Annotated in this window: 14 protein-coding genes; 10 read left to right on the top strand and 4 right to left on the bottom strand. The window is 37.6% G+C overall.

Annotated elements, in window-relative coordinates; genetic code table 11:
• Window position 1: 1 nt before the first annotated feature.
• A complete protein-coding gene (locus tag MM236_RS06050) occupies window positions 2-970 on the bottom strand; it encodes a tetratricopeptide repeat protein (RefSeq protein WP_241274047.1) in 969 nt (322 codons plus the stop codon).
• A gap of 81 nt (window positions 971-1,051) precedes the next feature.
• On the opposite strand from MM236_RS06050, the gene MM236_RS06045 reads away from it, so the two are divergent.
• From MM236_RS06045 to MM236_RS06015, 7 genes are all read left to right on the top strand, one after another.
• Entirely contained in the window at window positions 1,052-1,546 is a 495-nt protein-coding gene (locus MM236_RS06045; protein WP_241274046.1) for a C40 family peptidase, read from the top strand.
• 240 nt (window positions 1,547-1,786) lie between these two features.
• Window positions 1,787-3,289 (top strand): F0F1 ATP synthase subunit beta, encoded by a 1,503-nt coding sequence (atpD, locus tag MM236_RS06040; protein WP_014771203.1) that lies wholly within the window; start codon window positions 1,787-1,789, stop codon window positions 3,287-3,289.
• 88 nt (window positions 3,290-3,377) lie between these two features.
• Window positions 3,378-3,620 (top strand): ATP synthase F1 subunit epsilon, encoded by a 243-nt coding sequence (gene atpC / locus MM236_RS06035; RefSeq protein WP_241274172.1) that lies wholly within the window; start codon window positions 3,378-3,380, stop codon window positions 3,618-3,620.
• A gap of 161 nt (window positions 3,621-3,781) precedes the next feature.
• Window positions 3,782-3,976 carry a 30S ribosomal protein S21 gene (gene rpsU, locus MM236_RS06030; RefSeq protein ID WP_241274045.1) on the top strand — a complete coding sequence of 65 codons (195 nt, stop codon included), beginning with the start codon at window positions 3,782-3,784 and terminating at the stop codon, window positions 3,974-3,976.
• Between the two features lie 826 nt (window positions 3,977-4,802).
• The gene (locus MM236_RS06025; protein ID WP_241274044.1) at window positions 4,803-5,687 is read left to right on the top strand and encodes a tyrosine-type recombinase/integrase; all 885 of its coding nucleotides are present in this window, start codon (window positions 4,803-4,805) and stop codon (window positions 5,685-5,687) included.
• A gap of 29 nt (window positions 5,688-5,716) precedes the next feature.
• Entirely contained in the window at window positions 5,717-6,022 is a 306-nt protein-coding gene (gene hpf / locus MM236_RS06020) for a ribosome hibernation-promoting factor, HPF/YfiA family (RefSeq protein ID WP_241274043.1), read from the top strand.
• A gap of 81 nt (window positions 6,023-6,103) precedes the next feature.
• Window positions 6,104-7,615, top strand: coding sequence for an ArnT family glycosyltransferase (locus MM236_RS06015; protein WP_241274042.1), 1,512 nt, complete (start codon window positions 6,104-6,106; stop codon window positions 7,613-7,615).
• A gap of 33 nt (window positions 7,616-7,648) precedes the next feature.
• On the opposite strand, the gene MM236_RS06010 is transcribed toward MM236_RS06015, so the two are convergent.
• Entirely contained in the window at window positions 7,649-9,289 is a 1,641-nt protein-coding gene (locus tag MM236_RS06010) for an ArnT family glycosyltransferase (RefSeq protein WP_241274041.1), read from the bottom strand.
• 163 nt (window positions 9,290-9,452) lie between these two features.
• Between MM236_RS06010 and MM236_RS06005 the strand changes: the two genes are divergently transcribed.
• From MM236_RS06005 to MM236_RS05995, 3 genes are all read left to right on the top strand, one after another.
• Entirely contained in the window at window positions 9,453-10,394 is a 942-nt protein-coding gene (locus tag MM236_RS06005; RefSeq protein ID WP_241274040.1) for a glycosyltransferase family 2 protein, read from the top strand.
• Window positions 10,387-11,271, top strand: a complete 885-nt coding sequence (locus MM236_RS06000; RefSeq protein WP_241274039.1) for a lysylphosphatidylglycerol synthase transmembrane domain-containing protein — start codon at window positions 10,387-10,389, stop codon at window positions 11,269-11,271. Before MM236_RS06005 ends, MM236_RS06000 begins: the two co-directional genes overlap by 8 nt.
• A gap of 123 nt (window positions 11,272-11,394) precedes the next feature.
• Entirely contained in the window at window positions 11,395-12,567 is a 1,173-nt protein-coding gene (locus MM236_RS05995) for an ATP-binding protein (protein ID WP_241274038.1), read from the top strand.
• Between the two features lie 171 nt (window positions 12,568-12,738).
• Here MM236_RS05995 and chrA read toward each other — a convergent pair whose 3' ends face one another.
• Together chrA and MM236_RS05985 are read right to left on the bottom strand one after the other, a co-directional pair.
• Complete coding sequence (gene chrA / locus MM236_RS05990) at window positions 12,739-13,935, bottom strand: chromate efflux transporter (RefSeq protein WP_241274037.1); 1,197 nt, start codon at window positions 13,933-13,935, stop codon at window positions 12,739-12,741.
• Between the two features lie 3 nt (window positions 13,936-13,938).
• Window positions 13,939-14,919 carry an isopenicillin N synthase family dioxygenase gene (locus MM236_RS05985; protein WP_241274036.1) on the bottom strand — a complete coding sequence of 327 codons (981 nt, stop codon included), beginning with the start codon at window positions 14,917-14,919 and terminating at the stop codon, window positions 13,939-13,941.
• Window positions 14,920-14,988: the final 69 nt, after the last annotated feature.

The following is a 14,988-nucleotide window of genomic DNA, read 5'->3' as shown; positions in this document are numbered from 1 at the left end:
ACTACAATTTTGCCAGTTCCATTTCTGATGCAATATACCCAAAAGCAGACCAATATCCAGTATTTATCACATTTTGAAACATTGATTTTGCCATAGCAGTATCTCCTTTGGTCAGGTAAAAATTCCCCAATCCATAACCTTGAGTAACATATTGAAGCTTCTGATCGGAAGCTTTTTCATCTACATTCAGTAATTTTTCAGGGCTGATTTCTCCTTTATACATCATAATTCTTTTGAAATAAGCATCGTTTTCAATGATATTCATTTCTTTACTAACAGGCTTGATCAGCTTTTTTGCCTCTACCTCCCTACCCAATTTCATCAATGTCATGTAGTACCAATCCATCGTAGCCACCATAAGATCATCATTGATTGACACTTCCATACAATCCTCATAAGCTTCCAAAGCCTCATTCCAATCACCGTTGAGATAATGTGCAAGTCCCAAATGATACAAAACATTAAACTGTACGTTCGACAGTGGAGTATTGAGTTTGTTTGGAATTCCATCTTGTTCGATTTGAATCTCAGAACCTTTCATTAGCAAAACCGCTTTTTCAAAGTCTTGGATCGCTTCATCAAATTTTCTGATAGAGAGGTACCTATGTCCTCTATGCCTCAGGGGTTCGAATGCATCAGGATATTCCGACACAGCTTTCGTAAATGTCCTAATTGCCAAATCATACATCCCCAAGTAAGCCTCTCTTCTACCTATCCAGATCAAATTCTCAAGGTTGGAATCATTCAAATATGCCTTTTCAGCATCCTGAAGGTTTTTTATTTGAGCCTTTTGTCCTACAGAATCAATTTTTGTAAACAAGGAGTCTCCATTCAGGCTTCTAGCCTGAAAGACACTTTCATTATGAATAATAAAATTGTTCTTTGACTTTTTATTATTAATAGTGGTATTACCTTCACATGAACATAAAACAACAATTATCCCGAGAAAAAAACTTCCTTTCCATTTCATAATTATAGGTTTTCTTGACGTTAAGACTTTGAAACTTTAAGATTGGTACGTATAATTGAATTTAAATAGTTTTGAGAACAAATGTGTACAAAAGCAAGAAAATTTTACCAAACGAAAAATCTATTCATTTTTATACTGATTTTATCAACTATCCAATTAACTTCTTGCTCTTCCACCAAAAAAATCCGAAGACAGAACATCAATCAAGTAGTCGAAACAGCAAAGTCATACCGAGGAACACCATATAGATATGGAGGAACAACACGTTCTGGTATTGATTGCTCTGCCTTGATTTTCCATTCATTTGCAAGTGTAGGGGTGACAATGCCCAGAACCTCCGCTGATCAAAGCAAAGTTGGGAAGAAAGTCTCTGAAAGTAAATTAGAGAAAGGTGATGTATTATTCTTTGCCACAGGCAAAAGAAAAAGACAAGTCACCCATGCAGGGATAGTCACTGGCAACAACAGAGGTCAGGTTTTATTTATCCACTCTTCCACTTCACTGGGTGTAACTGAGGATAATCTAAACAATAAATATTGGTCTAAGGCATATTTATTCGGAAGACGGGTTTTTTAAATGAATTTCACAAATCAACGAAAAGTGACAGCTAAAAATAGTTCAAGCACTTAATTTTGCTCGTCGATTGTTAGACTCCCATCAAAAAACGCAGTAATCTTATAAAAAAATAAGGTTTGTAACAAAAAGGATAACAAAACCCGATTTAATTTCCAAACATCCTTTGGTATTAAGCTTTTATAATTAATTTTGCACTCTAATTAATAAAGCGTCATTCCCTTTTTACATCAACACATAAAAATGGCAAATCTTGGTAAAATAACTCAGGTAATTGGTCCAGTAGTGGATATCTCTTTTGAAGGAGGTAAATTACCTAATATCCTTGATGCACTTGAAATAACCAAAGAAAACGGTCAAAAAGTAATCTTGGAAGTTCAACAGCACTTGGGTGAAGACAGAGTAAGAACTATTGCAATGGATTCCTCAGAAGGAATGGTAAGAGGCATGGTGGCAACCGATCTAGGTGCTCCTATTTCTGTACCTACTGGAGAAGGTATCAAAGGTCGCCTTTTCAACGTAGTTGGAGAAGCTATCGATGGTCTTCCACAACTTCCTGCAGGAAAAAGACTTCCAATTCACAGGTCTGCTCCTAAGTTTGAAGATCTTTCTACAGCAACAGAGGTTCTATATACAGGGATCAAAGTTATTGACTTGATCGAGCCTTATGCAAAAGGTGGTAAAATTGGTCTTTTTGGTGGTGCCGGAGTAGGTAAAACTGTATTGATCCAAGAATTGATTAACAACATCGCAAAAGCTTATTCAGGCCTTTCTGTATTTGCTGGTGTAGGTGAAAGAACTCGTGAAGGTAATGACCTTTTGAGGGAAATGATCGAATCAGGAATCGTTACTTATGGTGATGACTTCGTGCACTCTTTGGAAACTGAAGGTGGATGGGATCTATCCAAAGTAGATTTGAAGAAATTAGAAGAGTCTAAAGCAACATTCGTTTTTGGCCAAATGAACGAGCCTCCTGGGGCCCGTGCTAGAGTAGCCTTGACAGGATTGACTTTGGCTGAATATTATAGAGATGGTGAAGGTGATGGAGCAGGTAAAGACATTCTATTCTTCATTGATAACATCTTTAGATTTACACAGGCAGGTTCTGAAGTGTCTGCACTTCTTGGACGTATGCCATCAGCGGTAGGTTACCAGCCAACATTGGCAACTGAAATGGGTACCATGCAGGAACGTATTACCTCTACTAAGAATGGTTCGATTACATCTGTACAAGCAGTATATGTACCTGCGGATGATTTGACCGATCCAGCCCCAGCGACGACCTTCGCTCACTTGGATGCTACCACTGTACTTTCTAGAAAGATTGCAGAATTGGGTATCTATCCTGCTGTGGATCCTTTGGATTCTACTTCTAGAATCCTTTCTCCAGAGATCTTGGGTGAAGAGCATTACGGATGTACTCAGAGAGTAAAAGAGATTTTACAGAGATATAAAGAACTTCAGGATATCATCGCAATCTTGGGTATGGAAGAACTTTCTGAAGAAGATAAGTTAGTCGTACATAGAGCTAGAAGAGTTCAGAGATTCTTGTCTCAGCCATTCCACGTAGCAGAGCAGTTTACTGGTCTAAAAGGTGTGTTGGTTGATATCAAAGACACCATCAAAGGATTCAATATGATCATGGATGGTGAATTGGATCATTTGCCAGAAGCAGCATTCAACTTGGTAGGTAGCATTGATGATGCCATCGCAAAAGGTGAAAAAATGCTTGCTGAAGTAAAATAAGTGACTAGAAATCAGTTATTAGTTATCAGTCTTTGCAAAAAACATTACTAATAACCCAATAACTATTCACTCAATAACTAAAATGAAGATGCAACTAGAGATAGTAACACCAGATAAAAAAGTATTTCAGGGAGAAGTCTCTGAGGCAAGCTTTCCGGGAGCAAATGGTGCTTTTCAGGTATTGAAAAACCACGCACCGCTTGTCTCTGCTTTGGCAAAAGGAACTGTTTCCTTTACCACTAAAGATGGTAAGCAAAGCATGATTGTAGATGGTGGCGTTGTAGAAGTAAAAGACAACAATATCGTTCTCCTTGCTGAAAAAGTACTTTAAGCACATAAAAATTATATTCTAATTACAAAAAGCCTGGCAATAGCCGGGCTTTTTTGGTTTATCAGAAATATAAACTCACTCAAGGTATTTATATCCAACCAATAGTTTTTAAACCAAAATAAATTCCCTACCTTTGCAACCCTGAAAGGAGGTGTAAACATATGATCATAGTCAACGTAAAAGAAAATGAATCTATCGAGAAAGCGCTTAAGCGTTTCAAAAAGAAATTTGATAGAACAGGTGCTGTAAGAGAACTTAGAGCAAGACAACATTTTGTAAAACCTTCTGTAAAAAACAGAGAGCAGAGAATCAAAGCTGCATACAAGCAAATGTTACAAACTGAAGAAGCTAAATAATATTATTTATTGTTTGCTATCTTTTTGAGATACACTCAATTGGCGCATCTACCGAAAGTGGATGCGCTTTTTTTTTGCAATATCAATGGACGCCATCTACATCCCCAAAGAAGCACTCCCAAAAAAAGAATAATTTCTGATCTGGACTAAGCTTAGATTGCATCTAGGCTTTTTTATCTGAGGAATTTAAAATTCCACTTTCATAGTAACCCTATCTCCTAAATCAGAATACATAAGGGGTAGTTGCAAACTACACCCAGTCGGAGACTGACTAAGCTTAGATTGCATCTAGGCTTTTTTATCTGAGGAATTTAAAATTCCACTTTCATAGTAACCCTATCTCCTAAATCAGAATACATAAGGAGCAGTTGCAAACTACACCCAGTCGGAGACTGACTAAGCGTAGATTGCACCTAAGCTTTTTTATCCTAGGAATTTACAATTCCACTTGCAAAGCAATCCTATCTTATAAATCAGAACACCTAAGGGGTAGTTGCAAACTACACCCAGTCGGAGACTGACTAAGCTTAGATTGCATCTAAGCTTTTTTATCCCAGGAATTTACAATTCCACTTTCATAGTAACCCTATCTCCTAAATCAGAATACATAAGGGGTAGTTGCAAACTACTCCTGGAAGGCGAGTAGCTAAGCAATAAATTCAGACTCATTACAATATCGACTCATATCCAATATCTACAAATATCTTGCCCCTAGCAGAGTATCTATTTCAACCCTATTTATACCCTATTTCAATTTTTTTTATTAAGGATATTTCTACCATATTTCATTTAAAACAATTAACTTGAAATATCAGAAACATCATACATGATAGAATCCTTCATCAATTTCTTAGAGTACGAAAAAAGGGCAAGCAGACACACTGTCATCGCCTATGAAAAGGATCTGGGGCAGTTTCAGGAATTCTGTAGTCTTTCATTCGAGAAGAATGACATAAGCTTCGCTGAGCATGCTGAGTTGAGGGCATGGGTAATCGATCTTGTCGAACAAAACCTCAGCGCAACTTCTATCAATAGAAAAATAGCCACATTAAGGTCATTTTACAAATTCCTACTGAGATCTGGAGAAATCAAAAAAGACCCTACATACAAGCTCAAAGCACTCAAAACCCCAAAAAGACTTCCTGAATTTGTACAGGAAGAATCCATTGAAAAAATCATGGATCAGGACATTTATGATTTTGATTTTGATGGGCAGAGAGATCGAATGGTCATGGAGTTTTTATACTTGACAGGAGTACGATTATCTGAACTTTTGGAACTCAGATGGAAAGACATCAACCTTCATGAGGACTATGTGAAAGTGATTGGAAAGCGCAAAAAGGAAAGAATTATACCAATCACTTTGAACCTAAAAAAGAATATAATTTCGTATAAAAAAGTATTTGAAGAAACATTTTCTTTTCTAGACGAGAGTGATTACTTTATCGTTACAAATACAAAAGAACCTGCATATCCTATGAAGATATACCGCATCGTAAGACATTATTTAGATCTTTTTGCGCAGACTTCGAAGAGAAGCCCACATATACTTAGACATACCTTTGCAACTCATTTGCTAAACAAAGGCGCTGATCTAAACGCCGTCAAAGACCTTCTCGGTCATGCCAACTTGGCTGCGACGCAGGTTTACACCCACAACTCCATGGAAAAACTCAAGGCTGTGTTTGAACAAGCACATCCAAAAGCGTAATATAAGTTTAACTATAAACAAATACCGTTATGAAACTTCAAATGCATTCTATCCATTTCGATGCCGATCAAAAGCTGACAGACTTCATTCAAAGAAAAGCCGATAAGCTAGACACCTTCTACGATCGCATTATTGACGGAGAAGTTTTTATGAGACTCGACAAGAATGAAAAAAACGCAAATAAGATCATAGAAATAAAACTGAATGTCCCGGGAAAACAACTTTTTGCAAAAAACCAAAGCGACTCCTTTGAAGCCGCTGCGGACGAAGCCGTCGAAGGACTGAGAAGACAGATTAAGAAATTCAAAGAGAAAGTCGTCTTAGCAAATCAATAAGCCCCAAAAAATACATAAAAGGCCTTTCCAACATGGAAAGGCCTTCATTTTTTAGCATATTTGCAGTCCAAAGCTGTCCAAATGAAAAATCCCTCCTTTTATCGAAAACTGACGCTTAGTCTATTGACGATCATAGCCATTTTCAAACTTGTCTATTTTCATTTTTCAAATCACAGCATTTTTACAGAAGAAGCACAGTATTGGCTTTGGTCAAAACACCTAGATTGGAATTATTACTCCAAGCCATTGATGATCGCTGTGTACAACTTTATGAGCACATCGGTTTTTGGAGATACTGAATTTGCCGTCAAATTCAATGCTGTATTATTTAGCTTTCTTACAGCTTGGGTGGTTTTTGAATTTGCATTGTCAATCTACAGAAAAGGTAAAATTGCATTTTGGGCGAGTATGATGTTGTCTGTGATGCCATTTTTTCACCTTGGTTCAATTTTCCACACGACGGATTCATCTTTGTATTTCTTCTGGATTTTAGCTTTATTTTGGATTTGGAAAGCTTGGCAATCAGATAAGTTATCTTGGTGGATTCTTGCTGGATTTGCAACTGTTTTTGGAATTCTTTCCAAAAACATCATGGTTTTGATATTGCCGATTTTGGCTCTCTACATTTTATTGACAGATCGCAAAAGATTCTTCACCAAAGGCCCTTGGATATATGTGTTGGTTTCGTTCCTTTCCTTGATTCCGATTGTCATTTGGAACTTCCAAAATGACTTTGTGACCTTCAAACATGTAGGAACATTGGGAGGGGTAGAAGGTGAAAAAAGCAGCTTCAACATTACCCAATCATTCAAATACATCGGTGAATATGTCGGCGGTCAGTTAGGTTTCCTTTCGCCGTTTTTCATCCCTATACTGTGGGTAGGTTTAAAGAAAATAGAATTCAAAAAAGACCCACGAGCATTGTACCTGGTTCTACCAACTTTGGCTGTTTGGCTCTTGTTTCTCGTGATGTCAATTTTCAAAAATGTGAATGTTAACTGGCCTGCATTTGGGATGCTGACACTTCCGATCATCATGGCGCATTACTTGGATAGCGCTTCGCAAACCTGGAGGAAGTATGCTTTAGGTTCGAGTATTTTGACTGGCTTTGTATTGATGATATTATTTTTCCCTACGCCTTTTGATGCTGTTGGATTCAAGAAAATCCTAAAACCATCTAAAGACCCAATGAATAGGCTTGCTGGATATAGACAAATGGGTGAACGAATAGACTTCCTTAAAGACAGTCTGAATTTGGAGAAATCATTTGTCTTCAGTGACAGTTACCACATTTCCTCCGAAATGGCATTTTATTCTCAAGGGAACCCTCAAACATTCAATATAAATCTGGGAAGAAGAAAAAACCAATTTGACCTTTGGCCAGGAATCAGTCAGTTTGAGAAAGATGGATTTGCAGGAATTTATATCACACGAGACCTCGAAGTTCAAGATGCTGTTAAATTAGGATTTGAACACTTTATATTGGAAGAGAAATTCTATACCATCTACCGAAAAGACACTGTCAAAACCTACATCATAGCTGTTTTTCAAGACCTCAATCAAATCAAAGAAATAGAAACGAGCGAATATTAATTGGACCCTTTTGTATTCAAGAACTTTTGCTTTCTAAATAGGTTTAGCAAAATAAAATTTCTTGCCGTATTGCATCTTTACTTCTTCTGCATTTCCATTCCAAAGGGCAGCAAACATTTTTGATATATACTTTGCGTCCCAATTGAGCGCTGCCAATTGGATGTCAAATTCATTTTTGGATAATTTATCCAAGTATTTTTCTTCAACTATCACATAGTCAAAAGCTACAACCTTTGTGTCAAAGTCAGATTCTTCAATGTCCACCATTCTGTAATCTGGACCGAGACCAATCCTGATCTTACTCCCAGTATGCAAATGACCCAAATATGCTATTGAACTTCCTTTTTCTATATCCTGATCATTTGCATACACTTTAATCAATTGCCCTGCGTCAGGTAGCGAAATTTGGTAAGTAGAAATACTCGCACCAAAAAACAAAAGCAGCACACTCATAGAAATTAAAAAAGGCAATTTATTTTCAACTTTCCTTTGAGCAATCAAATAAACTATCAAGCATGCAAAGATGATTACCTGAAGCCAAATCCAAATGTTTGAAGGTAAGAGAGCATTGAAAAACAATCCTACTAACAGTACAATTACATTGAGAAACACGAAAAAAAACAAAGCAAACTTCATTGTTTTTATTTTTTCCAACAGGCCATTTTTCACCAAAAGCCAAGCTACCCAGATAGTCGTCAAGGGAACAACTGGAAGCAAATATCTTTCATAAAACTTGGTAACTAGGGCAGACATCAAAATGATCCCAATGACCCATAGAACCACAAATCCAGTAAAAGCCTTCTCTTCATGAAATAATTTTTTGAAATTTTCTTTGAAACCTCTAACCCCAAACAGAAACCAAGGAACAAATAAAACTACCATTAAAAGAATCGCTAAAAAGAGGTTTTTCAAAACCAACAAATATCGGGATGCTACCCTCATGCCTACTTGATCTTCGACAAATGAATCCAAATATTCAGCTCCATGAATCCAATACATTGCCACAAACCAATAAAACGCAATAAACAAACTTACTAACACTGCTGGTAAGTAGAATGCTTTCTGAATCTTTATTCTTTTCCAAGGATTCAAAACCAAAAACATCAAGCCTAAACTGCCAAAAGCTGCTGCCGGAAGACCTTTTACTTCAAATGCAAAAGCCAACCCAAGAAACAAAAACCAACTGAATCGCTTGGGAGCATCATTTCCAAATCGTAAAAATCCAATAAACCCAATTGCACTCATGGCCATAAACATTCCGAGCAATACATCTGGAATCGATCGGGTAGAACTCAAAATCAAAACTGGATGAGAAGCCATTATCAAGGCGGAAAGCTTGGCAATTTTTTGATCTTCAAACATCAATTTCGCACCATAATATACCAAACCGACAGTCAAAGCACCTGCTATCAAAAAGAAAAACCTTGAAGCAAAAGGTGTCACACCAAACAATTCAAAACCCGCGAGCACAAACCAATAGGTAAGAATAGGCTTTTTGAACCTAAGCTCTTCGCTACCCAAATAAGTCGTTTGGATATCACCAGTTTGCACCATCCTTACTGCTGCATCAGAATAGTACATCTCATCCGGATAATGCATGTGAAAACTCAATGCAAAAGGCCCCACCAACAAGGCGAAAGCCAACATGACAAACCAAATGGATAAATTTTTCACAGCTTGTAGTTTCAAGATTTAGCAACAAAGATAATATTTTCAATTTGCTTGCGAGAATTTCGGAAGCTTTATGAGTCAAAATAAAACTAAAGAAATGCGTCAATTCAAAGCATTATTTGCTGTCTCTAAATTAAAACCGTATTTTTGATGAAATTAATTTTCCATGACCAAGCCATTAATTTCTGTTGTAATCACAGTTTACAACGAAGAAGAGAATATCAAGCCTCTCCTAGATGCAACTTATGATGCACTTAAAGAAATCGATTATGAAGTGATTTTGATAGAGGATGGATCTACTGACAAAACAGTATCTGAAGTAAAAAAATACGCCAATAACCGCACGAAGCTGATCATTTTCAACAAAAACTATGGCCAAACCACTGCGCTAGCTGCCGGAATTGACATGGCAGAAGGCGAGTATATTGCAACCATGGATGGTGATCTGCAAAATGATCCTACTGATATTCCCGGGATGCTAAGGAAAGCTATTGATGAAGATTGGGACGTGGTAGCTGGAAGAAGAGCCAACCGAAAAGATGGCTTCGTTCTTAGAAAATTCCCTAGCAAAATCGCCAATTACATCATACGTCACAGTACAAAAGTGTATTTAAATGACTACGGATGTAGCTTGAGAGTGTATAGGGCAAATATCGCTCAAAACATGGGCTTGTATGGGGAGTTACACAGATTTATTCCCGTACTGGCGAAGCAAGAAGGTGCTAGCATGACCGAAATAGATGTGAAGCATCACCCAAGGATTCATGGCACCTCAAAATATGGATTGAGCAGAACATTCAAAGTAATGGCTGATTTGATCCTGATGCTCTTTTTCCAAAAGTACTTCCAAAGACCAATACATATATTCGGCACCTTGGGTTTGCTGTCACTTTTGATTGGGTTTGTGATCAACTTCTATTTGTTGATCGAAAAAATAATGGGTGGTGACATCTGGGGAAGACCAATCCTTTTGTTGGGGTTCATTTTCCTCTTGGCAGGAATTCAGTTGATCACAACAGGGATTATTGCTGAGATAATCATAAGGACCTACTTTGAGTCTCAGGACAAAAAAACTTACAAAATCAAATCCGTCTATCAGGGTGAATAAGAAAACACTGAAATTAGTACTCAAGCTAATCCTTACAGGGTTAGCTGTTTTTTTGGTTTTCAGAAAAATAGATACCGATCAGCTTCTACTTGTTCTTCAATCAGCAAGTTGGTTTTGGCTATTCCCTGCATTTTTACTTTTTATCTTGAGCAAAGTATTTACTGCACTCAGGCTCAATCTTTACTTTAGAAACATTGACTTGTACATCAGCGAAAAGAAGAACCTGATCTTGTATGCTATAGGAATGTTTTACAATCTATTCTTGCCGGGTGGGATTGGTGGTGATGGATACAAGGTATACTTACTCAACAAGCATTTCAAAATCCCAGTAAAATCACTCCTTCAAGCAGTTTTACTGGACAGGTTGGGTGGATTGGTTTCAATCATCCTACTCCTACTTGGACTATTGTTGGTAGTAGATATTGATCTAATCATTATTCAGGAGATTCCCTTGTCCTTGATTGCCATCATTTTGATTCTGCTTACTCTTCCCGTATTTTATTTGATCACAAAATATCTATTTGGAAAATTCCTTCCCTCCTTCCTTCAGGCAAATGGTTTTTCCTTACTTGGACAAATCTCACAAATGATAGCTGCCTATTTTATTCTATTGGCTTTGGGAATTGACGAGAAAATCTTGGAGTATCAATTTATTTTTCTTCTTTCTTCCATCGTTGCAGTGCTTCCCCTCACGATTGGTGGTGTTGGCGCTAGAGAATTGGTTTTTATTTATAGCCATGAATACATCGGAATTGACAAAAATGCCGCTGTAGCCTTCAGCTTAATCTTCTTTTTGATCTCAGCAATCGCCTCGCTAATTGGCTCAATTTTGAAAATCGACTTAGAAAAATCTGATAAAGACAAAAACAGCCTTTAAAAGTCAAATGAATAGATTATAGAGCTATCCAACATTGAAAATTTAAAATTGTATTTTAAATTTTCAATGTTGGATAGGATAGTAAGCATTGATTTTTTAAAATTAATATTTAAATTTGCAAGGATGATTTATAGAAGAATAGCGTTAGAACTAGAAGAGTCACTTCAAGACTTTCCAGCCGTGTCTATCCTTGGACCGCGGCAGGTAGGAAAAACTACGCTCGCTCAGGAAATCGCTATCAAGTTGGACAAAGAAGCTATTTATTTAGACTTAGAAAGTCCAAGTGACAGGAGCAAGCTAGCAGAACCTGAGCAATATTTCGACATTCACAAAGGCAAATTGATCATTTTGGATGAAATCCAGAGAGTGCCTGAGCTCTATCCAATACTTCGAGGAGTCATAGACAAAAGGAGAAAAGAAGGATACAGGTACGGTCAATTCCTGATTTTGGGATCAGCTTCTCTTGAATTGATCAAGCAATCATCTGAATCATTGGCGGGAAGGATCGCTTATGAAGAGCTCTTCGCCCTCAATCTTTTGGAAGTCCAAAAAGAAGACAATTCATTGGAAAGATTGTGGCTAAGAGGTGGATTTCCCGATAGCTTCTTGGCAAGATCAAATGCAGCAAGCTTGAGATGGAGGAATAATTTCATTACGACCTATCTGGAAAGAGATATTCCACAAATAGCACAATTTATCCCGGCAAATAGACTTCGGAGACTTTGGACAATGCTTGCACATCTACAAGGAACCCAACTCAACATGAGTCAACTTGGTGGTAGCATGGATCTCAGCTCTCCTACTATCAAAAGCTACATTGAATTGCTGGAAGACTTGCTTCTCTTGAGAAGTATCAGACCTTGGTATAGTAATGTCGGCAAACGCTTGGTGAAAAGTCCCAAAGTATATATCAGAGATTCAGGCTTGGTTCATGCTTTATTGAATATAGGCGAAATGGACGAACTACTTAGCCATCCTATCTTGGGATTAAGCTGGGAAGGATTTATCATTGAAAACATCCTATCCGTTTTACCAAAAGGAGCTGAGTATTGGCACTACAGGACATTTTCTGGAGCAGAAATCGACCTTGTCATCACTTATAAAACCAAGGTAATCGCTATTGAAATCAAAAGGACCATGAGTCCAAAGGTTTCTAAGGGTTTTGTAATCTCTTGCGAGGATATCAAAGCAACTGACAGATACATTGTTTACAGTGGAAGCGAAAGTTATCCCATCAGCAATGATACCACTGCCATTCCGCTTTTAAATTTCTTGGAAATTCTAGGTGGGCTATAAAAGTCTACCTAGAACTCCCATGCCCCTTGCTCAGTATCCCTAAAGAACAATCTTTATACATACAGAACAATTATCACTGGTATTTAATGATTCACAAATCAAAAAACCATCTCCTCTACTTAGAAAAATCGATATCTAGGTTACTTCAAGACCCTTACAAAATCCATAATTTCAAAAAATCCAATTATACCCAATCCCTGCCAATACTCCAATAACAATAATCAAAGGAGATGAAATCTTTGTAAATTGGAGCAAAATATAAGTCCCAAAAATTGCGAGCACATTGAATAAATTAGAATCCAAAGGCTCAAAAAGCAAATATGCAGCAGCGATCAACATCCCACAACTCACCGCATTCACCCCTTCCAAGGCAGCACGAACAGGCCTATACTTTTTCAACTGATCCCAAAATCTGATTACAAAGAAAATAAGGAATGTCCCAGGCAAAAATATCCCAGCAGCAGCTATAAAACCTCCCGTCAGTAATCCAACCACTCCATATTCTCGCATCGAAAGCGCTCCTACATAAGAACTGATACTAAAAGTAGGCCCTGGCATCCCTTGAGATATGGCATAGCCCGTTAGAAACTCTTCGGAAGAAAGGAATTTTTTGAACTCAACAAACTCCGTAAAAAGATAGGGCACCAAAACTTGGCCACCCCCAAAGATCAAACTTCCGTTTCTGTAAAAATTCTCAAAAAGCAAAATCGACTGATTCTTTGTCAATGCTCCCAAAACAGCTGCAAACACTAAAATTCCTCCCCAGAGGTAAAAGTTCGCCCAAGAAATCATCAACTTTCTATCTCCTTTTTGCTTTGGATGACTTTTATAATTCAATGAAGTGGTAAGCCCTCCTACTAAAAGCAAAATAGGAAACACATAGGGCGAATGATAAAAGAAAGATATAAATGCAGCCATCATCATCAATACTGTAGCCTCCGATGTTTTGACCATTTTAAAAATGGTTTTTTGCGCAGCATATATAATAAAACCTATCGCCATAGGCTGTATGAATTTCGCAAAACTCAAAGCTCCCGGAGTATTTTCCTGCAAAAAATCTATCAAAAAAGCCGCGGCTATCATCAAAACCGTGGCTGGCAAAATCCAAACAAAAAGAGATAAGTAAGCCAAATTAGGACCTCCAATTCTATAACCTATTGCCGAAATTGTCTGTGTGGATGTTGGTCCTGGCAGAATCTGACAGAGTGCGTTCAGCTCCCACAAATCCTCTTCAGAAATATAATTTCTTTTCTTGACCATGGTATCTAGTACCATGGCCAGAAAAGCTTGAGGGCCACCAAAAGCGGTAACAGAAAGCAACAACACATCCTTGAGGTAAAGATAATATTTTACTTTCTTTATGGTCACAGCTTACTTCTTTAAGCCTAGTTCTCTCAAACGCTCATCAAGGAACTCCCCTGCTGTAGCATCTGTAAATTGCTTTGGGTTATTTTCATCAATACAACTTTCCAAACAAGTCAAATCCATTTCGGATCTTGGATGCATAAAGAATGGAATCGAAAACCTACTGGAATTCATTTTTTCTCTCGGTGGATTTACAACTCTATGAATCGTTGATTTCAATTTCTTGTTTGTCAATCTTTCCAGCATATCTCCTACATTCACCACTACTTGATCAGGAAGCGCTGTGATCGGGATCCATTTACCATCCTTTCTCAAGACTTGCAATCCATCTGCACTTGCACCCATCAATAATGTAATAAGATTAATGTCACCATGCTCTGCTGCTCTTACTGCATCTGCAGGAACTTCATCTGGGTTTTCGATAGGGAAATAATGAATTTGTCGCAAAATGGAATTCCCGTAAATGACCTTATCCTCAAAATAATCTTCAGGCAACTCTAAGTATAGGGAAATTGCTCTGAGCATATTTTTTCCTGCAGCCTCCAAAGTCTTGTAGGTCTCCAAGGCAATTTCCTTGAACTCGGGTAATTCCGAAGGCCAAACATTCTCAGGGTACTCAGACTTGATAGGATCAGCGTCTGGTATATCAGCCCTTTCTTGACCAACGTGGTAGAACTCTTTCAAATCCCCAGTATTTCTGCCTTTTGCATGCTCCTTTCCCTTACCGGTATAACCTCTTTGATAACCAATTTCTGGCTTTTCATGTTTTGTCTTTACCTCATCAGGAAGCGCAAAATATCTTTTGATGATATCATAAAGCTTATCCTGCAACTCTTTATTCAATCCATGATTTTTGATAGCAGCAAAGCCTATATTATTATAAGCTTGGCCCAATTTCTCAACAAAGGCTGCTTTTTTTTCCGCATTTCCAGAAGTGAAATCCGCCAAATCTAGCGATGGGATTTCGTCATATAAAATCTCAGTCATAAGGGTATAATTTACTTCGAAATATACAGCTTTTTAAGCTAAAATTAAATATCTTTAGTTCTCTAGCTA

Source organism: Belliella calami (assembly GCF_022549695.1).
Classification (GTDB): Bacteria; Bacteroidota; Bacteroidia; order Cytophagales; family Cyclobacteriaceae; genus Belliella; species Belliella calami.
The sequence above is the reverse complement of the archived record's forward strand: the minus strand, read 5'-3'. Positions and strand labels throughout refer to the sequence as shown.

What these genes read in the sequence shown, in the direction of transcription:
- MM236_RS05985 (WP_241274036.1), bottom strand. Translation starts at nt 14,919, where the DNA reads ATGACTGAGATTTTATATGACGAAATCCCATCGCTAGATTTGGCGGAT.
- atpC (WP_241274172.1), top strand. Translation starts at nt 3,378, where the DNA reads ATGCAACTAGAGATAGTAACACCAGATAAAAAAGTATTTCAGGGAGAA.
- MM236_RS06005 (WP_241274040.1), top strand. Translation starts at nt 9,453, where the DNA reads ATGACCAAGCCATTAATTTCTGTTGTAATCACAGTTTACAACGAAGAA.
- rpsU (WP_241274045.1), top strand. Translation starts at nt 3,782, where the DNA reads ATGATCATAGTCAACGTAAAAGAAAATGAATCTATCGAGAAAGCGCTT.
- MM236_RS06050 (WP_241274047.1), bottom strand. Translation starts at nt 970, where the DNA reads ATGAAATGGAAAGGAAGTTTTTTTCTCGGGATAATTGTTGTTTTATGT.
- MM236_RS05995 (WP_241274038.1), top strand. Translation starts at nt 11,395, where the DNA reads ATGATTTATAGAAGAATAGCGTTAGAACTAGAAGAGTCACTTCAAGAC.
- hpf (WP_241274043.1), top strand. Translation starts at nt 5,717, where the DNA reads ATGAAACTTCAAATGCATTCTATCCATTTCGATGCCGATCAAAAGCTG.
- MM236_RS06015 (WP_241274042.1), top strand. Translation starts at nt 6,104, where the DNA reads ATGAAAAATCCCTCCTTTTATCGAAAACTGACGCTTAGTCTATTGACG.
- MM236_RS06025 (WP_241274044.1), top strand. Translation starts at nt 4,803, where the DNA reads ATGATAGAATCCTTCATCAATTTCTTAGAGTACGAAAAAAGGGCAAGC.
- atpD (WP_014771203.1), top strand. Translation starts at nt 1,787, where the DNA reads ATGGCAAATCTTGGTAAAATAACTCAGGTAATTGGTCCAGTAGTGGAT.
- MM236_RS06045 (WP_241274046.1), top strand. Translation starts at nt 1,052, where the DNA reads ATGTGTACAAAAGCAAGAAAATTTTACCAAACGAAAAATCTATTCATT.